Origin of the sequence: Paraburkholderia sp. BL9I2N2 (assembly GCF_004339745.1) — a bacterium.
Lineage (GTDB): Bacteria > Pseudomonadota > Gammaproteobacteria > Burkholderiales > Burkholderiaceae > Paraburkholderia.
Genome location: NZ_SMGP01000001.1, coordinates 2,497,319 through 2,519,719, shown reverse-complemented (window position 1 = coordinate 2,519,719; position 22,401 = coordinate 2,497,319). Strand labels below are relative to the sequence as shown.

Below are 22,401 nucleotides of genomic sequence, written 5' to 3'. Positions count from 1 at the left end.
GCGCATTGCATGAAGTTTCCCGATTTGTGTCTTGCGGGATGATTTCAGGCGCGCTGATCGTCTATTTTTTTGTACGAATAGCGTTGTGGTTGACGCGCGGGTCCACAAAGACCGTTTTCGAATCGCTTGAAGGGAAGTCTCCACTGGAGGAAGTCATGGAAGCAAATGCAAGGGCGGCAGGGCACGATGCCAGCGCGCCAGTCGGGGCGGACGACCGTCCCAGCAAGTACGCCTGGAAAGCACTGGCCGGTTCGGCGATCGGCTACGCGATGGACGGATTCGACCTGCTCATTCTTGGGTTCATGTTGCCTGCCATCGCGTTGGATCTGCATCTGAGCACGCAGCAGTCGGGTGCGCTGGTCACGTGGACGCTGATTGGCGCGGTGGGCGGTGGCATTCTGTTCGGCGCGCTGTCGGACCGGTTCGGCCGCATCCGGGTTCTGACGTGGACCATCGTGATTTTTGCGCTCTTCACCGGGATGTGTGCCTTCGCTCACGGCTTCTGGGATTTGCTGGCCTACCGGACAGTCGCGGGTATCGGTCTGGGTGGTGAGTTCGGAATCGGCATGGCGTTGGCCGCTGAAGCATGGCCTGCAAGACATCGCGCGCGCGTGTCGTCGTATGTTGCGCTCGGCTGGCAGAGCGGCGTGCTTGCAGCCTCTCTACTCACGCCGCTGCTGCTTCCGCATATCGGCTGGCGCGGCATGTTCCTGCTCGGCGTGGCGCCGGCACTCGTTGCATGGGTCGTGCGCAACAAGCTGCATGAGCCTGAAGTGTTCGTGCGGAGTGCGAAGACATCAGCCAGGAAGCCTAACGCCTTCAGGCTGCTCATCGCCGACGGACGCACCGCCCGCACGAGTCTCGGCATCGTCATTCTGTGTTCGGTCCAGAACTTCGGTTACTACGGCATCATGATCTGGCTACCGACTTACCTCGCCAGAACGCTTGGATTTGGTCTCACCAAGTCGGCGCTCTGGACGTCGGTGACCATCGTCGGAATGATGGTCGGAGTCTATATCTTCGGCCAGTTGGCGGACCGCATTGGACGCAAGCCGACCTTCCTGCTCTTCCAGGCTGGCGCGGTGGCGATGGTCATTACCTATTCGAAGCTCTCAGACCCAGGCGTGATGCTGTGGGCCGGCGCGCTCATGGGCATGTTCGTCAACGGAATGATTGGCGGCTACGGTGCCCTGATGTCGGAGGCCTATCCGACAGCGGCGCGCGCTACCGCACAGAACGTTCTTTTCAATGTCGGCCGCGCGGTCGGCGGATTGGGTCCTATCGTCGTGGGTGGTATTGCCGCTGCTTATTCGCTGCAACTCGCGATTGCCCTGCTCGCAAGCATCTATGTGCTCGACATGGTCGCAACGATCTTTCTCATTCCCGAGTTGAAGGGCGCGGAACTGGAATAACCAGACAGTTTGCTGTGAACCGCTCTGTTCACCTGACCGGTCCGCAGCGTTATCGAAGAGTGGAGTCATCATGTCAGCAAGCCCGTGCGGCGTCGAGAACGCCGCAATTGTCGCTTCCTATCGTTGCAGAGTCGCAGAGCACTACTGGGTCAACCAGCGATACAAGTACATCCGTCTGGAAGCAGACGCGCCCATCGCGCGAATCACGAAGGCTGGGCAGTTCTACCAGCTCAAATGCCCGACTACGCTGGAACACGAACCGTTCCTGCTGCGCCCGATGAGTGTCTATGGTGCCGGTCCCGAAGACAACCGCATCGAGTTTCTCTACAACGTCACGGGCGTTGGCACGAAGGCGATGGCGACCTTGCTCGAAGGCGGTCGCATGGACATCGTCGGGCCGTTGGGCAACACCTTCACCTTCAGCGCCAACTATCGCCGCATTCTCGTGGTCGCGCGTGGCGTCGGTCTGGCCACGATGGCTCCGCTCATCAAGGAAGCGTCCCAAGCGGGTGTCGACATCACGGCCGTCATGTCGGCACGCTCGCCGGCCGACCTCATGGAAAAAGAGTTTCTGCGGGGCGCGACGGCGGATGTCCGCAGTGTTTTCGATGCGGACGGAACGTCTTCGGTCGAAGCGATGGAGGTGCTGCTGCGTGAGCTCATCGAGCAGCAGCGTCCTGATGCCATCTATACCTGTGGGTCGCATCGTCTGTTGATGCTGTTGCAGCGCGTCCTTTCCGACTATCCGCGAATCACCGCCGAAGTCGCGATGGAACAACGCATGGCGTGCGGCATGGGCGTCTGTCTTTCATGCGTGCGGTTGTTCGATTGCGACGGTGACCGCAAATTCCTTCGCGTCTGTCGCGAAGGCCCAGTGTTTCCCATCCGCGAGGTGGTTGGGGAGGTGGAATTTGGCTAATTTAACCGCCCGGGTTGGCAACATGATTTTGCGCAACCCCGTCATGCCGGCGTCAGGCTGTTTCGCGATTGAATACCAGGAAGCGCTGGACCTCAATCGTCTTGGCGCGCTCGTGGTGAAGAGCGTGTCGCCAACGTCGCGCGCGGGTAACCCCACGCCGCGCGTGGCGGATAGCTACAGCGGGATGCTCAATTCGATAGGCATCCCGAGCAAGGGGCTCGAGTATTACCGCGAGCATGTGCTGCCGCCGTATCTGAAGTTCGATACGCCGGTTGTCGTTTCCATTTCAGCCGATACCGCCGACGAGTTTGCCGAGGCCTGCGAGGAGATGTCGTTGCCGGAAGTGGCAGCGATCGAGGCGAACATATCGTGTCCGAATCTTGAAGCAGACGGCATGGCGTTCGCCATGCTGCCCGATACGACCTACAAGGCCGTGTCGGCAATTCGCCGGCGCACCGATCACCCGTTCTGGGTCAAGCTCACGCCGAATGCGAGCAATATCGCGGCCGTCGCGCGGGCAGCCGAAGACGCCGGCGCGGACGCCATCGTGATGGGCAACACGGTGCTCGGCATGGCGATCGATGTCCGGACCCGTAAGCCGAAGCTCGGCAATGTGATGGGCGGCCTGTCCGGTCCCGCCATCAAACCCATCGCGGTGCGGCTTGTTCACCAGTGCTATAGGGCTGTGCGGATTCCGATTATCGGCTGTGGCGGTATCCAGACCGCCGAAGACGCCGTCGAATTCATGCTCGCGGGTGCGAGTGCTGTACAGGTTGGAACGGCATCGTTCCGCGACCCGGGCGTCATGCAGAAAATCATCGACGGTCTTGAGGCGTACTGCACGGAAATGGGCGTCGAGAGCATTCGGGACCTGACCGGCCAGGTGAAGCTGGATCGTCAGTTGAGCGACCGCTGGCTGCGGTTTGCACAACAGTCAGGCTGAATCCTCGTTGCGTGAAGGCGGCTCGCTCACCGAGTGCCTTCGGGAAAGTGCCGGATAGCACCGGCACATTGTGCAAATGGACGGGCATCATGGAAATACTTGACCTCACCGGGCTCGCGCAGCAACTCTTCGATGATATTCGCGAACTCTCATCCGACGGTGTAGGTGTCACGCGAGACAGCTATGGCAAAGGCGAGTCCGCAGCGGCCGATTACCTGCGGCACTTTGCCGGGAAGGAAGGGCTGCATGTCGATGTCGACCGCGCCGCCAACCTTATTTTCAGTCTGCCCGAAAGCGACACGCAGCAGCCGGCCGTCTGGGTCGGCTCGCATATGGATTCGGTGCCGCAGGGCGGCAACTTCGACGGCCTTGCCGGCATCATCGCGGGCTTACTCTGCCTGGTTGCGCAGAAGCAGAGTGGTCGAGCGTCGGGTACGCCGCTGCGCGTCATTGCCTTTCGCGGGGAGGAAAGCGCATGGTTCGGCAAGGCTTATATGGGCTCGGGCTCCCTCTTCGGCAAGCTCTCCGCACAGGATCTCGAACTCAAGCATCGAACCTCGGGCAAGTCGCTCGCCAGCTACATGGAGCAGGTTGGCGCGGACACCGCCGCCATTGCGTCTCAGGAAATGCTCTTCGATCAATCCCGCGCCAAAGCGTATCTCGAACTGCATATCGAGCAGGGCCCCATCATGGTCGCCCGCAAGATTGCACTCGGGGTGGTGCCGGGCATTCGTGGCAACGTCCGGCACAACCGGATTACCTGTGTCGGCGAGGCGGGTCACTCGGGCGCAGTCCCTCGCTGGCTGCGTCACGATGCGATGTTCGCCGTGGCGGACCTGATCACCAGGCTGGACGAACACTGGCGCGTGCTGCTCGAGCGCGGCATAGACCTCGTCGTGACGACGGGCATCGTGGGTACGGACCCGTCCGAGCATTCCATCTCGCGTATTCCGGGCACGGTGCACTTCAGCTTCGAAGCGCGCAGCAAGAGCCATGACACGCTCGAAGGGTTCTACCAGTTGATGCGTACCGAGTGCGCGTCGATTTCGCGCGAACGTGGCGTGAAATTCGAATTCGACCGGCGCCTGGAGTCTTCGCCCGCCACGATGGACGAGAAGATTTGCGCCGCGCTCGCCGCGTCTTGCGAGCGCATGGCGACACCTTATGAGACCGTGCCTAGCGGCGCGGGGCACGACGCGTCGCTGTTTGCAAACGCGGGTATCCCCAGCGGCATGCTGTTCATCCGCAACGAGAACGGCTCCCACAATCCGCATGAAGCGATGGACATCGACGATTTCATGCTTGGCGTGCGTGTGCTTGCCGACACCATCGACCATCTCTAACGAGTCCGCTCAGGTCAAGGAACAGTCATGGTTCAGTCAATTACCATCCGGCGCCCGGATGACATGCATCTGCATTTGCGCGATGACGCGATGCTTCGCACCGTGCTGCCGTTTTCGGCGCGCCAGTTCGGCCGCGCCATCGTGATGCCCAACCTCAAACCGCCGGTTACGTCGGTAGCAGCCGCGCGAGCCTATCGCGAGCGCATCCTCGAAGCATTGCCCGCAGGCTCTGCATTCGAGCCGTTGATGACATGCTACCTGTGTGACGACACCGACCCTGCGGAAATCCGGAAGGGATTCGAGGCGCGCGTGTTCACGGCGGTGAAGCTGTATCCCGCCGGCGCCACGACGCATTCCGAGTACGGCGTGACCGGCATCGACAAGGTCGCAAGCGTGCTCGATGTCATGCAGGAACTGGGCATGCCGCTTCTCATTCACGGTGAAAGCACCGACCCGGCTATCGATGTTTTTGACAAGGAGACTGTCTTTATTGAGCGCACGCTCAAGCCCTTGCTCGACAGGTTTCCGGCGCTCAGGATCGTGCTCGAGCACATTACCACCGAAGAGGCCGCTGACTTTGTTGACGCGGACACCAGTGGCCGGCTCGCGGCGACCATCACACCGCAGCATCTGCTTTTGAACCGGAACGCGATGTTCACCGGGGGATTGCGGCCGCATTACTACTGTTTGCCGGTCCTCAAGCGCGAGCAACATCGACTTGCGCTGCGGCGTGTCGCGACTTCCGGCTCACCGTCGTTTTTTCTCGGCACTGATTCGGCACCGCACGAGCGCGGCGCCAAAGAAGCCGCGTGCGGTTGCGCCGGTATCTTTAGCGCGCCGACAGCCCTTGAGGCCTACCTGACGGTGTTCGACGAAGAACATGCGCTCAACCGCTTTGAGGCCTTCGCAAGCGATAACGGCCGCCGTTTTTATGACCTTCCACCGAACGAAGGCACCGTGACGCTGACGCGGGAACGCAATGACGCGCCACGAAACGTCGAACTCGGTGACGGCAAATCGATTGAAACATTCATGGGAGGCGGCGAATTGCCCTGGCGCCTCGTCGACCACTCGAACGCCTAGTAAAAGACCCGTCGGAGAGAGCTATGAGCAATCAGGAGTTCCGCGTTGAATATGACCTTCTTGGCGAGCGACAAGTGCCGCAAGAAGCGTACTACGGCGTGCATACGTTACGAGCGAAAGAAAACTTCGAGATTTCGGGGACGACCGTCTCGTGCTATCCCAATCTGATCATCGCACTTGCCGCAGTGAAGCAGGCTGCAGCCGTTGCCAACGCTGAACTCGGTCTGCTGTCGCCAACATTGCGCGATGCGATCGTCGCCGCGTGTATCGAGATACGTGAAGGTCACCTGCATGAGCAGTTCGTCGTGGACGTGATCCAGGGCGGCGCGGGGACTTCGACCAACATGAACGCCAACGAGGTGATCTGCAACCGTGCGCTCGAACTGATGGGCCACAAGCGGGGCGAGTACGCGCATCTTCACCCGAACGAACACGTCAATCTCGCACAAAGCACGAACGACGTTTATCCCACGGCTTTGCGCATCGCCACATTCTTTGCCATCGAGCACCTGCTCGAAGCCATGGCGCAACTGCATGCGGCATTCGATGAAAAAGCATTGGAGTTTGCGGGTTTGCTGAAGCTCGGCCGCACGCAACTGCAGGACGCAGTTCCAATGACGCTCGGGCAGGAGTTTTCTACCTACGCGGTTATGCTCGAAGAGGATATGGCGCGCTTGCGTGAGGCGTCGGCGTTGATTCGGGAGATCAACCTCGGTGCTACCGCCATCGGCACAGGCATCACCGCTCACCCCGATTACGCGCAGAAGGCGCTCGAAGCGCTGCAACGGATCACGGGTATCGAACTGAGCACAGCGCCAAATCTGATCGAAGCCACGCAGGACTGCGGTGCGTTCGTTCAGATTTCCGGAGTGCTCAAGCGTATCGCCGTGAAACTCTCGAAGACCTGCAACGACTTGCGCCTGCTTTCGAGCGGACCACGAGCAGGCTTCGGTGAAATCAACCTGCCGCCGATGCAGGCGGGTTCTTCGATCATGCCCGGCAAGGTCAATCCGGTTATCCCGGAGGTTGTCAATCAGGTGGCGTTCGAGGTGTTTGGAAACGACATCACCGTGACCTTTGCCGCGGAAGGCGGCCAGCTTCAGCTCAATGCCTTCGAACCGATCATCGCCTATGCGCTGTTGAACTGGAAGCGTTTCTCAAGGACCCGGTCGCGTGGTCGCACGCGCATGGCGGAATCGTATGGACGCCGCGTTAAGCCTGTCGGGCGAGGCACGCGCTAACGATAGAGGGGTTTCATGGACTGCGCGAGCGAACTGGTCTATGTGGTCGACGACGACACACGCGTGCGAGAAGCACTCGCTGCGCTGTTGCGCGCAAACGGAAGAGACGTCCAGACATTCGACTCTGGCGAAGCGTTTCTGGACACGCCGCATCGCAACGTCGTTGCATGTCTGATCGTGGATATGAGAATGCCAGGCATGAATGGCCTGGAAGTTCAGAAGCTAGTCGGCACGGACTCTTCGATTCCCGTTATTTTCATTACTGGAAGAGGCGATGTGCCGTCCGCGGTCCTTGCCATGAAGAGCGGGGCTGTCGATTTCCTCACCAAGCCGCTCGACGAGGATGCGTTGATACGCGCGGTCGAGGCGGCGCTTGCCACGGCGCACGTCCTTCGCAAGGAGGCGCAAGAGGCAGCGATGCTGCAGGCGCTCTATCGATCGCTGACGCCTCGTGAGCAGGAACTGTTGCCGTTACTCGCGAGCGGTTTGCTCAACAAGCAGGCGGCAGCCGTCCTTGGCATCGCCGAATACACCGTGCAGGTGCATCGCGGCAACATCATGAGAAAAATGCAGGCGGGTTCATTTGCCACTCTGGTCAGGCAGGCAAGCAAACTGCAACTCGAAACATCGCCTTGACGACGTTCTATGCCGCCTGGCTTTTGAAGGTGGGCTGCTTTGCACCCGCGCACCCGCGGCGTGACGATTCTTGAGACCATTGCCATTGCGGCTTTTCCAGCAGATCCGCAAGCGGTACAGGGTAACCGGCTACAACAAATATGTCATATCAAGTGGCCGCTGCGCCTCGTAGTATGCAGACTCAGAGTGCATTCCCATGTTTGGTACGTCATGGCAGTGCTCAACGATCCGGGCGAATCACAACGAGGGTTGGAGGGAGCGATTGTGTTGGCGGTCCGGCTTTGACTCGTTCCTGACGACGCTATCCATCAGCACAGCGGAGGCTGGGGCAGAAAGGAGAACGAAAGGAGAATCAACCTGGAACCTCTCGTGAAATATCAACTGTGCGGTATCGTCCTGCTCGCGGCCAGCACGGCTGCTTCGGCACAATCGAGCGTGACGCTGTATGGCCGTGTCGATGGCGGGATCGAATACCTGAATCACATTGCCAACGGCATGGGCGGCAGTTCGAGCCGTTGGAGCGCGGAAGGCGGCGACTGGGGCACCAGCATGCTGGGCTTCAAGGGCACCGAAGATCTCGGTGGCGGCATGTCCGCACTGTTTGACCTCGAAACCGCGCTGCAGATCATGAACGGCACGACTGGCGGTGGCAGGCTCTTCTCGCGCCGCGCGTATGTCGGCCTCAAGAACGAGACGTGGGGCCAGTTGCAGGCCGGGCGCAATCTTTTTATCGACAGCGACGGTGTCTGGGAATTCGATCCGTTCGTGCAGCAGGCCGTGTCGTCGGCTTCGCTCGTGCGCGGGCGCAATTGGCAGCAGACCAGCAACAACGTCGAGTACCACAGCCCGGTCTTTCATGGCTTCGACGTTCAGGGCCAATATGCCTTTGGCAATCAGGCGAGCGGTTTCAACAACGGCGCCGAGGGCGAGTTCGGCCGCTCGGACGGCATCATGCTCACGTACCATTCACCGCTCTTCGACGTGCGCGGCATCTACGACGAGCTACGCGATTCGAGCGGGCGCTTATCCAACATCTTCACGGCCTCGCGCGAGTATTTCGTCGGTGCGAACGTGCGCGTGCAGAAGTTCAAGATCCAGGCGGCCTACACACACTACGCGGCGCCCGATTCGCCCGCAGGCGTGGCCGACAGCGCCGACCACTACTGGCTGGGCGCCACCTATCAGGCTACGCCACGCTGGGCCATGACGGCGGCGGGCTTCTATATCCGGGTAGGCGAAGGTACCGGAGATGCTTCGCACGATCCTGGCAGCCATGCCTTGCTCTATGCGCTCGGGACCACCTATAACCTAGACTCGCGTACCTTTCTTTACGGGACCGTCGCCTACGTGAACAACAGCAGGAACGGTACGTTCTCGGTGTTCGCGACGCCGCGCGATTCGTCCTCGCCGACGAGCCCGATAGCCGGCGAATCGCAAACCGGCGTGTATGTCGGAATGATGCACACGTTCTGATATGCTTTTTACCGTGCTCCGGCGCGTGAATTCGGCGTCGGTACTGGCGGCAGGCTGCATCCACTCAAGAGGGTTGAGATCATCATGACCAGTCAGTCGAATTCGCGGGGCGTGATCGGCGTCATCACATTGCTCTTTACGGTGCTGACCGCGCTCTATCTGCTGATCGGTGGCGCATGGCTGCTCGCGGTCGGCGGCTCCGCCTACTATCTCATCACAGGCATCGTGCTGTTGGGCGTGGCCTGGCTGCTTTGGCGGCGCAGTCCCGCCGCGCTCGTGCTTTATGCGCTCGTGCTGATCGGCACGGCGATCTGGGCTCTGCTGGAGTCGGGGCCCGACTTCTGGGCGCTCGCGCCGCGCTCCGGTGTGCTCGTCATCTTCGGCGTATGGCTGCTGCTGCTCATGAGCTGGCGGCTGGAGGGCGAGCGCAAGCTGGGTGTCGCGTCGCTCGTGGTCGCGCTCGTGGCATGGGCGGGCGTGCTCGTGTACGCGAACTTCAACGATCCGCAGCAGGTCAACGGCACACTGAGCGCTGCTGCGCCCGCGAGCGGCGCCAGCGCCGGGATCGACGCCGCCGACTGGCCCGCTTATGGGCGCACCCAGGAAGGCACGCGCTATTCGCCGTTGCAGCAGATCACACCTGAGAATGCGAAGGATCTCCAGGTGGCCTGGACCTTCCGCACGGGTGATATGAAAGGGCCCAACGATCCTGTCGAGATTACCAACGAAGTCACGCCGATCAAGATCGGCGATCTGCTTTACCTATGCTCGCCACATCAGATTCTGTTCGCGCTCGACGCGAAGACGGGCACGCTCAAGTGGAAGTTCGATCCGAAGCTGCAGGCCGATCCGTCGTTCCAGCACGTGACGTGCCGCGGCGTGTCGTATGTCGATTTGTCGGCTAGCGCCACGGCGGCCGCACCCGCGGTTGCGCCGGCAAGCGATGCAGCAGCAGCCGCTACCGCGCCGACGAGCGACACCGCGGCTGCCACGCCAACGAGCGATACAGCCGCAACTGCCGCCGCGCCGACGAGCGACGCAGCCGCAACTGCCGCCCCGCCAGCGAGCGACGCCGCCGCAGCCGCTACCACCCCATCGAGCGATGCCACGGCCGCCTGTACGCGCCGCATCTACCTGCCGGTCAACGACGGCCACCTCTATGCGCTCGACGCGCTGACAGGCCAACGTTGCGAGGGCTTCGGCAACCACGGCGACCTCGATCTTCAACACGCCCAGCCGGTCACGACGCCGGGCATGTACGAGCCCACGTCGCCGTCGATCATCACCAGCAAGGTGATCGTCGTGGCGGGCGCGGTCGAGGACAACTTCTCGAACCGCGAGCCTTCGGGCGTCATCCGCGGCTTCGATGTGCGCACGGGCGAATTGCTCTGGGCGTTCGATCCGGGCGCGAAGGATCCGAATCACATTCCGGGCGCGGGCGAGCATTACACGTGGAATTCGCCCAACTCGTGGGCACCGTCCGCCTACGACGCGAAACTCGACATCGTCTATCTGCCGATGGGTGTCACGACGCCGGACATCTGGGGCGGCAACCGCACGCCGGATCAGGAGCGCTACGCGAGCGGCCTGCTCGCGCTCAACGCATCGACCGGCAAGCTCGCCTGGTTCTACCAGACCGCGCACCACGATCTGTGGGACATGGACCAGCCGTCGCAGCCCACGCTCGCCGACATCACCGGCAAGGACGGCCAGACCGTGCCGGTCGTGTACGCGCCGGCCAAGACCGGCAACCTGTTCGTGCTCGACCGCCGCACGGGTGTCCCCGTCGTGCCGGCGCCCGAAACGCCCGTGCCGCAAGGCGCCGCCCCCGGCGACCACGTTGCGCCGACGCAGCCGTTCTCGCAGCTCACGTATCGCCCGTCGAAGGACCTGACCGACGCCGACATGTGGGGCGCCACGATGTACGACCAGCTCGTGTGCCGTGTGATGTTTCACAAGCTGCGGTATGAAGGCACGTTCACGCCGCCTTCGTTGCAGGGCACGCTGGTGTTCCCGGGCAACCTGGGCATGTTCGAGTGGGGCGGCATTGCCGTCGACACCGACCGCCAGTTCGCCGTCGCGAACCCGATCGCGCTGCCGTTCGTCTCGCGTCTGATTCCGCGCGGCCCCGGCAACCCGCTGGAGCCGGTGCCGGGCGCCAAGGGCAGCGGCACGGAGTCAGGCATCCAGCCGCAATACGGCCTGCCGTACGGCGTGGTGATCAACCCGTTCCTCTCGCCGTTCGGCTTGCCGTGCAAGCAGCCGGCATGGGGCTACATCTCCGCGATCGATCTCAAGACCAATGAGATCGTGTGGAAGAAGCGCATCGGCACCGTGCGCGACAGTTCGCCGATTCCGCTGCCGTTCAGGATGGGCATGCCGATGCTGGGCGGTCCGATCGTCACCGGGGGCGGTGTCGCGTTTATCGGCGCGACGGCGGACAACTACATTCGCGGGTTCGACGTGAACAACGGCAAACAGGTCTGGGAGGCCCGCCTGCCCGCGGGCGGCCAGGCCACGCCGATGAGCTATTCGATCAACGGCCGTCAGTACGTGGTGATCGCGGCGGGCGGGCATGGCTCGTTCGGCACGAAGCTTGGCGACTATGTGATTGCCTACGCGTTGCCGCAGCAATGAGCGGCCCGTCTCGCCGGATGGTTTCAATGCGGGCGTATCGGAAGGCTCCAGCCTGATGTAGCGGCATGCTGCGCGCGCGAGAAGCGCGTCGCGCATGCCGTTTTTTTTGGGTCCGGTTTCTGGCGTGACGCCGGCGGTGATCCAATAAATGGGACGACGGTGCAAGCCATAGCCGGGAAGGCGGGAAGCGTGGACAATAATTTCTAAATGAAATTCGTAGCCTTACAGCAACCATCTTGCGTGGGATCGGAGTCAGTGCTTTGCATGGGACCAGAGTAGCGCGCTATGGACCAGAGTAAGCGCTAAAGCGCCAACTCTGGTCGACGGCCCGCTCCGGTCGATCGCCAAACCACTAGCTCCGGTCGACAGTGGAGTCCACCGTGGATCTCACCGGATATGAGTTGGAGCCGCTGCACGATGACGGCGACTTCTCCCTGTATCGAGCCCGGAGACCCCGCCATCCCGTCTCGGTGCTCGCGCTGGTCGCCACCCGCACGGCCACCCAGAGCATTACACGGCTCGAGCACGAATACGGATTGGCCTCGTTGCTCGATTCCAGCTGGGCCGCTCAGCCGCTCGCGCTCTATCACCGCAGAGAGCCGCCCATGCTCGTTCTCGACGACGACGGCGGCGAGCCCCTCCATCGCTCACTCGGCCGTCCGCTGGAGCTCACGCGTTTTTTGCGCATCGCCGTCAATCTGGCGAGAGTAGTCGGTCACGTTCACCGATGCGGGCTCGTTCACAAAGACATCAAGCCGGCGAATGTGCTCGTCGACGGGAACGGCAACGTGCGGCTCACCGGCTTCGGCATCGCCTCGCAACTGCCGCACGAACATCAGCCGCCCGCGCCGCCGGAGATCGTGGCCGGGACTTTCGCGTATATGGCGCCCGAGCAGACGGGCCGCATGAACCGTTCGATCGACACGCGCAGCGATCTCTATTCGCTTGGCGTCACACTGTACGAGATGCTTACCGGCTCGCTGCCGTTCACCGCATCGGACGCGATGGAATGGATTCATTGCCATATTGCGCGCAGGCCGGCACCGCCAGGCGAGCGCGTCGACGGTATTCCGAAGGCGGTCGAGGGCATCGTGCTGAAGCTCCTCGCCAAGGCCGCCGAGGATCGTTACCAGACCGCGGCGGGTGTCGAAGCCGACCTGCGGTCGTGCCTCGCGGCATGGGAGGCGCACCAGCGCGTCGACCCGTTCCCGCTGGGGGCGCACGACGCGTCCGACCGCTTGCTCGTTCCCGAAAAACTGTACGGACGCGAGGCACAGATCGAAGCGCTCGTGACAGCATTCGATCGTGTCGTGGGTAGCGGGGCGGTCGAACTGGTGCTTATCTCGGGCTATCCGGGCATTGGCAAGTCGTCGGTCGTCAACGAGTTGCACAGGGTGCTGGTGCCGCCACGCGGCCTGTTCGCGTCCGGCAAGTTCGACCAGTACAAACGTGACATTCCTTATGTGCCTTTTGCACAGGCCTTCCAGACGCTCGTGCGCAACCTGTTGAGCCAGAGCGACGCAGAGGTCGAGCCGTGGCGGCACGCGCTAATGGAAGCGCTCGGTCCCAACGGTCAGCTGATCGTGACGCTGATCCCCGAGCTCGCGCTCATCATCGGCGAGCAGCCACCGGCGCCGGCTCTGCCGCCGCAGGATGCGCAAAACCGCTTCCAGATGGTATTTCGACGTTTTCTCGGCGTGTTTGCGCGACCTGAGCATCCGCTCGCGCTGTTTATCGACGATCTCCAATGGGTCGATACGGCGACGCTCGACCTGCTTGCCCACCTCGTCACGCATCCGGACGTGAAGCACGTTCTGCTGGTCGGCGCCTACCGGGACAATGAGGTGGACGCGTCGCACCCGTTTGCGCGCACGCTCGAGTCGATCAGCCACGCCGAAAGAAAGGTGCAGCAAATAGAGCTCGCGCCGCTCACACCGGACAGCGTCACGCAACTCGTGGCCGATTCGCTTCACTGCGACAGCGCGACAGCCGGGCCGCTCGCGCAACTGGTGCATGAGAAGACCGGCGGCAATCCGTTCTTCGCGATCCAGTTTCTGACGGCGCTCGCCGATGAAGACCTGCTCACATTCGATCAGCGCGCCGCCGCGTGGTGCTGGGATTTGCCACGCATTCGCGCGAAGGGTTTTACCGAGAACGTCGCCGATCTGATGGCGGCTAAGCTGAGCCGCCTGCCTGCGCTGACGCGCGACGCGTTGGGGCAACTGGCGTGTCTCGGCAACGTCGCTGAAGTCACCGCACTGACGTGGGTTCAGGGCGGCTCTGAAGAGAAGATGCACGCGAACTTGTGGGAAGCCGTGCGGACGGGTCTCGTTTTTCGCGTGGGCAACGCCTATGAATTCGCACACGACCGCGTGCAGGAGGCCGCTTATGCGCTGATTCCCGCCGACGAGCGCGCCGCCGCGCATCTGCGGATCGGCCGGGCGCTGGTGTCGCGGACCCCGCCGGAAGCGCTCGAGGATCCCATCTTCGATATCGTCAACCATCTCAATCGTGGTGCGGCGCTGATCCAGGCGGAGCCGGAGCTTGAGCAGGTCGTCGAGTTGAACCTCATCGCGGGCCGGCGCGCGATGAATTCGACCGCCTACGCGGCCGCTCGCAGCTATCTGGCGCAAGCCGTGGCGCTGCTGTCGCCGGATGCGTGGACGCAGCGCTACAACAGCACGTTCGAACTCTATCTCGCGTTTTCGGAGTGCGAATATCTGGCCGGCGATTTTGCGCAAGCCGACGCGCTGGCCGACATGATGCTCGCGAGAGCGCGCTCCAATCTCGATCGTGCGAAGGTCTTCAGCCTGCGGATCGAGTTGTATCAGCTCGCCGGGAGATATGACGAGAGCTTCGCGGTCGCGCTGGTTGCGCTGCGCGATTTCGGCATTCTCTTTCCTGAGACGGATCAGGACGTTCAGGCGGCCGTCGATGACGGATTGCGGGACATTCGCGTCAATCAGGCCGGGCGTCCCATCGGCGAACTGGTCGAGGCGCCGGTGGCGACGGAACCCGCGATCCGTGCGATCGTCAACCTTCTCCTTCAGGCGATGAACTGCGCTTTTGCCGCGCGGCCGGCGTTTTACCCGCTCATCACGCTCAAGGCGGTCAATCTCTCCTTGCAGCACGGCAATACCGAGAACTCCAGTTTTGCTTACGGCAATTACGCGCTGATGCTGGTGTCTCTGATCGGCGATATCCCCACCGCGGTGCAATTTTCAGAGATGTCGCTCAAACTGAACGAGAAGTTCGGCAATCGGCGCCTGAATGGAAAGCTGCTTCACCTGTACGGCGCCCACGTCAATTTCTGGCGCTGCCACATTGCAGCTAATCTGCCGGTTCTCGAGCGGGCGACCGCTGCGTGCCTGGAAGTGGGCGACTTCGTTTTTGCAGGCAACGTCGCATTCAACGCGGTTTGGCAGACCATCGAGAAAGGGGCCGCCCTCGAGGACGTGCAAACGCTCTCGGAAAAGTACGCGGCGCTCGCGCGGGAGAGCCACAACGACGCGGTGTACGAGTTGATCCGGGTCGAGCGGCAATTCGTCATCAGTCTGCGCGGCAAGACGAGCGAACCGTTGAATCTGAACGACGAGACGTTCGACGAAGCAGCCTGCTTCGAGGCCATCATCAGATCGAATTTCGGCTGCGCTATCGGCGTCTATCGCATCATCAAGGTGATGCTTGCCTTTCTCGACGGCCGGTATGCCGACGCGCTGGAGGCCGCGGACCGGGCCGAGGCGGTCCTCAGTTCTGTCATGGCACTGGCGATCGAACCGACCTATCACTTCTTTCATGCGCTCACCTTGACGGCGCTTTATCCGCAGGCATCCGAGGAACAGCAGCAAGTCTATGCGCGCATGCTTGCGGCGAAACTCAAGAAGCTCGCAACGTGGGCTGAGCACTGCCCGGAGAACTATCAGAACCGCTACGCGCTGGTTTGCGCGGAGCTTGCGCGTCTGGAGGGCCGGGATCTCGACGCCATGCGCCTTTACGAACAGGCGGTCCACTCCGCTCATGAAAATGGTTTTCTACACCACGAAGGCATCGCCAACGAACTTGCCGGCCGCTTCTATCTAAGCAGCGGTCTCAGGACGAGCGCCGATGCGTATCTGCGCAACGCGCGTCATTGCTTCGCCTTTTGGGGCGCGGACGGCAAAGTCGCGCAACTCGACGGGCAATTCCCGCGCCTCGCCAATCAGGACGGGAGCAATGCTACGTCGACACTCAGCTTCGATTGGCGGCAGTTCGACGCCGCGACCCTGCTCAAGGCCTCTCAAGCCCTTTCCAGCGAGATCGAATTAACAGGTCTGATCGAGCGGCTGATGACGATAGCGCTGCAGACCGCGGGCGCCGATCGGGGCCTGTTAATTGTCCTGCAGCAGCCGGACGGCTACCGGATCGAGGCAGAGGCGCGCATCAATGGAAACGGGATCGAGTTGAACCGGGAGCCTGGCAATTCCGCCGTCCCTGCCGCCATTCTGCGTTACGTGATCCACACGCAAAAGAGCGTCATCATCGACGATGCGTTGATACCCAACATGTTCTCCCAGGACAGCTACCTGGCAAGCGGCGCCGCTCGGTCCGTATTCTGCCTGCCTCTGGTCAGACAGGGCAAACTCGGCGGCCTGCTGTATCTCGAGAACACGGCCACTTCGCATGTTTTTACGGCGCGACGCTCGTCGCTGCTCGATTTGCTGGCATCACAGGCCGCCATTTCACTCGAGAACACCCGTCTGTATGCCGACCTTCAGGAACGCGAGGCAAAGGTTCGGCGCCTGGTGGACTCGAACATCATTGGGATCCACATTTGGGACTTTGAGGGCAACGTCGTCGAAGCCAACGACGCTTTTCTGCGGATTGTGGGTTACAGCCGGGAAGATCTGCTCTCAGGGCGTATCCGGTGGCCCGATTTGACTCCGCCCGAGTGGCGTGACCTCGACGAATTGGTGAGAGCGGAATTGACGGCCACCGGAAGCGCTAAACCGTTCGAGAAAGAGTACTTTTGCAAGGATGGCAGCCGGGTGCCCGTGCTGGTCGGCGCGGCGGCGTTCGGCGAACGTGAAGGGCAGGGCGTCGCTTTCATACTCGACCTGACCGATCAGAAGCGGGCGCAACAGGACGTGCGCGATAGCGAACGGCGATATCTCGGACTCCAGATGGAACTGGCGCATTCAAACCGCGTGGCGACGATGGGGCAGTTATCGGCATCGATTGCCCACGAAGTGAAGCAACCCATCACCGCAACGGTTGCCTACGCCAGTGCGGCCTTGCGCTGGCTGGCGGCGCGCCCGCCCAATCTCGACGAAGTGCGTCAGGCGCTCAACCGGATTGTCGCGGATGGCGGCCGCGCCAATAACATCGTCGACCGCACCCGCGCATTCTTTAAAAAGGAGCCGCAGCGAAAAGACGGCTTGGACATCAACGAAGCGATTCTCGAGTTGATCGCGTTCATGCGAGGTGAAGCCGGCAAGCACGGCGTCGAGCTCGTCGTTCAGCTGGTTGACGGATTGCCGCAGATCCAGGGCGATCGGGTACAACTGCAGCAGGTGATGCTCAATCTCATGATCAACGCCCTTGAAGCGATGAGTGCAATAGACGTCGGCGAGCGAACGCTTTTGATCCGAACCGGCCAGTCCGGTGCCAACGAACTCTGCATTAGCGTGGAGGATTCTGGACCAGGTCTGGACGCCGAACATCTGGAAGGCGTCTTCGAGGCATTTTTTACGACCAAACCCAACGGCCTGGGAATGGGACTGCCGATCTGCCGTTCGATTGTGGAAAGTCACGGCGGACGATTATGGGTTACGTCGAACTCCGCCGGGGGCGCCACTTTTCAGTTCACGTTGCCTGCGCCAGGCAACGTCTCGCATCCGGGCAACGTTTAGGCGATCGCGCTACACGCTGACAAACGGACGGACCTTCGGCGAGGTTACTTCTGCAATATCGCGCCAATCAGCGCGAGCAGTCGTGCGTCGTCCACTGGCTTTGAGAAGAAACCGGCGGCTCCGCCGGCTTCGGCTCGCTCGAGAAGCTCCTGCGTCGCATAGGCAGTAATGAAAATGACAGGAACAGGCCGCTTCCATAGCTTGATCGATTCAAGCAGCGCGAAACCGTCCACGCCCGGCATGTGAATGTCCGCGACAACAAGCTTCAGTTCCGATCGGCGCGCATCACCCAGAAGATGGTTGGCGGACTCATAGACAATGACTCTCCAGTTTGCCGAACGAAGCAAACTGGATGTCGCCATCCGGACGAATTCGTCGTCGTCCACTACCCCGATAACTGCAGGAGAGCGCTTTGTTCTCATCTCGAGTCCGTACGGCATCGAAAGGATTCAGAAAGGCTGAATCCTTTAGGCAAATTACAGGCCTACGGACAAGGCGACAATAAGACCTTAGAATGATTTTAGTGACAGTTCGTATTAGCCGGGATCGATCCCGGCCGAAGATGGCGGCGAGAGTGCAGCGAATACAGAAATGGCTGACTCGCTCTTAGTGCAGAGGCAGCACCTGCTGTAACTTCCTGACCACATCAGGCACTGAGCGCGCCTGCAGCTTATGCATCGCCTGGGCCCGATGGATCTTGACCGTTACCTCGCTCAGGCACAGGAGGTCGGCGATCTGCTTGTTCAACAGCCCGTCGGCGACCAGCCTGATGACTTCCCGCTCGCGCGCTGTCAGCGAATCGTATGTTTGACGGATGCCCGCAACGATCCTTTCCTGGCGCTTTAATTCAATATCCCTTTTTAAGGCAGCGGCGATCGTATCGATCAGATCCTGATCCTTGAACGGCTTTGTCATGAAATCGAAGGCGCCCGCCTTCATGGCCTTGACGGACATCTCGATGTCGCCGTGCCCGGTCAGAAATATGACCGGGAATCGAACACTCTCTTTAAAGGGCTCCTGCTGCAGGGTCAAGCCGCTCGTGCCGCGCAGACGAACGTCGAGAATGAGGCAGCTCGGCACGTCCGGCATGTCCGTGGCCAGAAAATCGTCGGCCGATTCGAACGCCCGCACGTGAATGCCGACTGACATGAGTAGAGAGGTTAGGGCGCCTCGAATGGACTCGTCGTCGTCGACCACATACACAAGCGAGTCCGGCAATGATTCACTTCCCGCCCCAACGTTGTCATGTTTCATCGCTCGATCTTCGAAAAGTTCGTTACGCTAAGTGACGCCGATACTTTTCGTATAGTAAGCAATGCTCGCGCTTATCGCTACCCGTTGCGCATGGTCTTTCCTGATGTCATTGAGCGGCAATTCATACCGTTGCCTGGTAGCTCGAAGGCAATAAAGCAAGGATTCCGTTTCTTCTGACAAATTGAGCGGTCGGCATGACGGAAGTCGTATCCTGCGTATCCGAAGATCGATTCATACTTTGGGATAGGTGAGTCCTGAAGACTCGATGTGGCTATTGCCGGCGCGACTGCTTCGCTCGCGACGATGCGACGCCGAGTGCGATCACGCACGCGGCCTTGCTGAAGCATTCGATCGACGAGAAGATTGCTATCGCGAAGGAATGGTTGAATTCCATCGGTAGTGCGGGTGCGATCGCCAACACGCTCGCGCCGCAGAGAAACGCAAAAGTTTCGCGAGCAAAGCGTGCTTTGGCAACGGCAGCGAGACCTGTGCCGAGCACCACGAGCTTCGACAGGAGCAGGGCGACCAGCCCCGCGTGTACGTCGGATACACCCAACTCTAGCGGCGCCTCAATCAACGACCACCCACAGACGACAAGTACGAGTGTTTTGAATATCCGCTCGGAGCGTGCATTTACTGTGTCGGCGTCGGCGTCGGCGTCGGCGTCGCTCTGAATCCAGCGCGGTTTTGACGGGAGCGCGTCGCCGTGCAGACTGATCACCGGATCTGCTGTTTCCCTTGCATTCACGACTCGCCCTCCTGATCGGTGGCGCGCGAGACGCTCGCACTCGCCATGAGATCAAGGTACACGGCCCAGCCGCTGAAAGACATTGTACGAACGGGTGGCATGGCCTCTGAAAAAGCGTGTGGAACTCATACGACCGTATATCCAACAGGAGCGAAATCCGGTCTCGAGGATGCCGATGCGAGTAGACCAGCTATCGGCGAGTAATGAGCTCCTGGTTACACGGTGTAAAAAGTGAATTGAGGCTAGCCTGGTTCGTGGCACTACGATTCAGTTCTATGGTCCTTTTCGACAGACTTCACCCGGCGGCGTATCACCGTGTTCCTCAAGATAGACGCAACGGGCCTGCGCAACAGAGAAATTTTACGGAATCAGCTATGAAACTCATATTTGTAGGCGACCCAATGTGCTGCCCGTCTGATCAAGCCTACGGTCAATCTATTGACGGTCTTCGGCGCGTTTCAGCGGGCATTCTATGTTGACGGACTTGATACCACGGACGGTCGGATTCTCGCGGAGATCGGCGCGTCGGCGTTGAGGGCGGCGGGGTTCGTTGGGTGCAGACACGGAAGCAATCGGGTTCATGCCAGAAATGTTGCCGCGGAAAAAGCCCTTTTCCTAAAACGTGCATTCTATCCATACCTCAAACGCCATATCATGGCTTCGAAGCAAATATGCGGACGCACGGGCCGATAGATTGACGAGCCGCCACATCGAGCATGGCCAGGGAGAGAGACGCAGCGGCAACCGTACCCGAGGCACTTGAGTCATTGGGAGTCTGTTCGGTGCGCTTAATGCGTTGTTACCGGCGCGGCGTCCCGTTCAGTGAGAATTAAACGTTACGTTTCGATTCGTAAGGAGCGCGGCCATGCTGGTTAGCCATGTCGACCCGTGGGTTCAGACGATACGACTGTTGTCATCGGGATTACGATGTCCGAATGCGGGCGCTGATACGACGCCCGTGCCAAAACGCGGATCATCCTATGGCTTCGAGGCGATGCCAGGTACTAGCGGCTTGCCTCACCTGAAGGTGAGTCTGATTGAGCGGACCACGTCGCTCACCGTGACCATTGCGTGGCGGGACCCGACGAGCTGCTTCTACGGCGCCCAGGTCTGGCGGGTCGCGAACGCCAAGGTATCAGGGACATGCGTGTTGAGCGGGCAACGGATCAGGCGCGGGGACCGCATATTTCATCCGCAGCGTTCGAAACCCGCACCGGTCAATGCCCGCGCGATGATCCTCGAATCGGCCCTCAATGCGATCGAACCGTTGCAGGCAAACCAGGTCTAGATGTTCTCCTTTTCGCCGGCCGATTTCCTTCTTGTATTCTCGCCCTGGCGAAGTGCTACGGCGCCTCGATAGCACATCAAGCGGTGCGATAGCCGCGTCCTGAGATCAAGCGAAAGTGGCCGACAGAGCATTCGGACTGGATTGGTGCGCGCATCCGAACGTATTAGTCGAGCACGCGAGCGCACGATGCGTTACACCATATCGAACGATGGCGCCATGCGGCGTTCGCGCTTACCCTGCATTCGTTTCCCGGTTGTTTGGATTGCGCCGCCAGTGACGATCCACGGCACCTGAATACTCTGCTCTACATCTTTACATCGACCAGTGAGGTGCGAGATGGACCAGCTTTACATGTTGCGTGCATTCGTTGCTGCCGCGCGGTATCAAAGCTTCAGCAAGGCTGCGGAATCGTTGAATGTGACCACCGGGTCGGTATCGAAGGCGATCGCCAAGCTCGAAGGGTGCATCCAGACGAGGGTCTTGCTTAGAACAACAAGGTCCGTTTCTTTGACTGAAGCGGCACAGCCCTACTATCTGAGTTGCTGCCGTTTGCTCGAGGAACTCGACGAAGCGAACCGTCGCATTACGCGCTCGCGTGAAGTCGACAGCGGCAAGTTGCGGCTGATCGTGCATCCGATGCTGATGAGCGAAACCTTTTCGCGCCTGGTGCGGGGCTATCACGCCATTGCCCCTAATGTGAATCTGATCGTTTCCGTTCAGGAAGGGGCCGCAAACCTGTATGACGGCCGATTCGATATGGCGATTCTTCCGCCGCATCTTGTCGAGCAGTCTGCCGTGATTCGCCGTACATTGTCGAGGTCACAGCGCATCTTTGTCGCAGCGCCCGCTTATCTTGAGCAGTACGGTATTCCCAAAACCGCCGCCGAGTTGACCCATCACTTTCTTCTGCTGGACACGGATTCACGGAAAAAGGGCGTGGATGTTGTCGATCTGTTGGAGAGCGAAACGCGGGTGAGCGTGTCTCCCATGTCGTCGATGGACGGGAACGAGATATTGCTTAGGGCAGCGGCACTGATGGGGACCGGTATTGCCGCATTGCCTGAAACCATGGTGCGTGAGGATATCGAAGCCAGGCGCCTTACGCATATCTTGCCGCTGTGCACGACATCCGACAACAAAGTTGAGATCTGTCTCTTCTACTCGCACCGGGAACTGCTTCCGGCGAGGCTCAGGACATTCGTCGACTATTGCACCCAGTTTTTCAGATCGTCGGCTCGACATGACGTCAAGGAGGTAGAGGCGGTTTTGCCGTTGAAGGACTATCGGGAAGATTACGGTTGGCGGCCGGTTGAGGCGCGGTATGCGCGGCCTTCGCCGTTCGAACAGGTGGGTCGGTGACGCTGGCATCGTCGCAGTGAGGTCCCTCGCCAGGCAAAGCTGGATCGTCATTCACGCGGGTAGAAATCGAATTCGAGTCTATGCCGCCGGGTTCATAGACCACCGTGGCGATTGGCGTGATGTTCTCCTTGATCCTGTTCGACAAACCGGTTGCAGGCTAGCGGCGTCCGGTCGTGT

At 60.7% G+C, this 22,401-nt stretch carries 14 protein-coding genes and 1 pseudogene; 12 read left to right on the top strand and 3 right to left on the bottom strand.

What is annotated here, in order from left to right:
- Positions 1-155: 155 nt before the first annotated feature.
- From B0G74_RS11665 to B0G74_RS11615, 10 genes and pseudogenes are all read left to right on the top strand, one after another.
- Complete coding sequence (locus B0G74_RS11665; protein ID WP_132374921.1) at positions 156-1,412, top strand: MFS transporter; 1,257 nt, start codon at positions 156-158, stop codon at positions 1,410-1,412.
- 70 nt (positions 1,413-1,482) lie between these two features.
- A complete protein-coding gene (locus B0G74_RS11660; protein ID WP_132374920.1) occupies positions 1,483-2,331 on the top strand; it encodes a dihydroorotate dehydrogenase electron transfer subunit in 849 nt (282 codons plus the stop codon).
- Positions 2,324-3,274 carry a dihydroorotate dehydrogenase gene (locus B0G74_RS11655; protein WP_132374919.1) on the top strand — a complete coding sequence of 317 codons (951 nt, stop codon included), beginning with the start codon at positions 2,324-2,326 and terminating at the stop codon, positions 3,272-3,274. The genes B0G74_RS11660 and B0G74_RS11655 overlap by 8 nt, the downstream gene beginning before the upstream one ends.
- 89 nt (positions 3,275-3,363) lie before the next feature.
- A complete protein-coding gene (locus tag B0G74_RS11650) occupies positions 3,364-4,617 on the top strand; it encodes an allantoate amidohydrolase (protein ID WP_132374918.1) in 1,254 nt (417 codons plus the stop codon).
- Positions 4,618-4,644: 27 nt separating this feature from the next.
- Positions 4,645-5,700 (top strand): dihydroorotase, encoded by a 1,056-nt coding sequence (gene pyrC, locus B0G74_RS11645; protein ID WP_132374917.1) that lies wholly within the window; start codon positions 4,645-4,647, stop codon positions 5,698-5,700.
- 23 nt (positions 5,701-5,723) lie between these two features.
- Positions 5,724-6,860, top strand: a pseudogene (locus B0G74_RS11640) (aspartate ammonia-lyase); the annotation flags it as partial.
- A 96-nt stretch (positions 6,861-6,956) separates the two neighbouring features.
- Complete coding sequence (locus B0G74_RS11630) at positions 6,957-7,577, top strand: response regulator (RefSeq protein ID WP_132374916.1); 621 nt, start codon at positions 6,957-6,959, stop codon at positions 7,575-7,577.
- 369 nt (positions 7,578-7,946) lie between these two features.
- Positions 7,947-9,050: a porin gene (locus tag B0G74_RS11625; RefSeq protein WP_132374915.1), complete on the top strand. Its 1,104-nt coding sequence runs from the start codon at positions 7,947-7,949 to the stop codon at positions 9,048-9,050.
- Positions 9,051-9,134: 84 nt separating this feature from the next.
- The gene (locus B0G74_RS11620) at positions 9,135-11,687 is read left to right on the top strand and encodes a glucose/quinate/shikimate family membrane-bound PQQ-dependent dehydrogenase (RefSeq protein WP_132374914.1); all 2,553 of its coding nucleotides are present in this window, start codon (positions 9,135-9,137) and stop codon (positions 11,685-11,687) included.
- A 380-nt stretch (positions 11,688-12,067) separates the two neighbouring features.
- Positions 12,068-17,575, top strand: coding sequence for an ATP-binding sensor histidine kinase (locus B0G74_RS11615; RefSeq protein WP_132374913.1), 5,508 nt, complete (start codon positions 12,068-12,070; stop codon positions 17,573-17,575).
- 44 nt (positions 17,576-17,619) lie between these two features.
- Here B0G74_RS11615 and B0G74_RS11610 read toward each other — a convergent pair whose 3' ends face one another.
- The 3 genes from B0G74_RS11610 to B0G74_RS11600 form a co-directional block, all read right to left on the bottom strand.
- A complete protein-coding gene (locus B0G74_RS11610) occupies positions 17,620-17,961 on the bottom strand; it encodes a response regulator (RefSeq protein ID WP_165923846.1) in 342 nt (113 codons plus the stop codon).
- A 220-nt stretch (positions 17,962-18,181) separates the two neighbouring features.
- Complete coding sequence (locus B0G74_RS11605; RefSeq protein WP_132374911.1) at positions 18,182-18,829, bottom strand: response regulator; 648 nt, start codon at positions 18,827-18,829, stop codon at positions 18,182-18,184.
- Positions 18,830-19,100: 271 nt separating this feature from the next.
- Positions 19,101-19,577, bottom strand: a complete 477-nt coding sequence (locus B0G74_RS11600; RefSeq protein WP_132374910.1) for a hypothetical protein — start codon at positions 19,575-19,577, stop codon at positions 19,101-19,103.
- Between the two features lie 994 nt (positions 19,578-20,571).
- Between B0G74_RS11600 and B0G74_RS11590 the strand changes: the two genes are divergently transcribed.
- Positions 20,572-20,865, top strand: a complete 294-nt coding sequence (locus B0G74_RS11590) for a DUF3331 domain-containing protein (RefSeq protein WP_165923845.1) — start codon at positions 20,572-20,574, stop codon at positions 20,863-20,865.
- A 336-nt stretch (positions 20,866-21,201) separates the two neighbouring features.
- Positions 21,202-22,224, top strand: a complete 1,023-nt coding sequence (locus B0G74_RS11585; RefSeq protein ID WP_132374908.1) for a LysR family transcriptional regulator — start codon at positions 21,202-21,204, stop codon at positions 22,222-22,224.
- The last annotated feature ends 177 nt before the right edge of the window (positions 22,225-22,401 follow it).

Coding starts and splice junctions, on each gene's coding strand:
- B0G74_RS11630 (WP_132374916.1), top strand. CDS start 6,957: ATGGACTGCGCGAGCGAACTGGTCTATGTGGTCGACGACGACACACGC.
- B0G74_RS11665 (WP_132374921.1), top strand. CDS start 156: ATGGAAGCAAATGCAAGGGCGGCAGGGCACGATGCCAGCGCGCCAGTC.
- B0G74_RS11585 (WP_132374908.1), top strand. CDS start 21,202: ATGGACCAGCTTTACATGTTGCGTGCATTCGTTGCTGCCGCGCGGTAT.
- B0G74_RS11620 (WP_132374914.1), top strand. CDS start 9,135: ATGACCAGTCAGTCGAATTCGCGGGGCGTGATCGGCGTCATCACATTG.
- B0G74_RS11650 (WP_132374918.1), top strand. CDS start 3,364: ATGGAAATACTTGACCTCACCGGGCTCGCGCAGCAACTCTTCGATGAT.
- B0G74_RS11660 (WP_132374920.1), top strand. CDS start 1,483: ATGTCAGCAAGCCCGTGCGGCGTCGAGAACGCCGCAATTGTCGCTTCC.
- B0G74_RS11590 (WP_165923845.1), top strand. CDS start 20,572: ATGCCAGGTACTAGCGGCTTGCCTCACCTGAAGGTGAGTCTGATTGAG.
- pyrC (WP_132374917.1), top strand. CDS start 4,645: ATGGTTCAGTCAATTACCATCCGGCGCCCGGATGACATGCATCTGCAT.
- B0G74_RS11605 (WP_132374911.1), bottom strand. CDS start 18,829: ATGAAACATGACAACGTTGGGGCGGGAAGTGAATCATTGCCGGACTCG.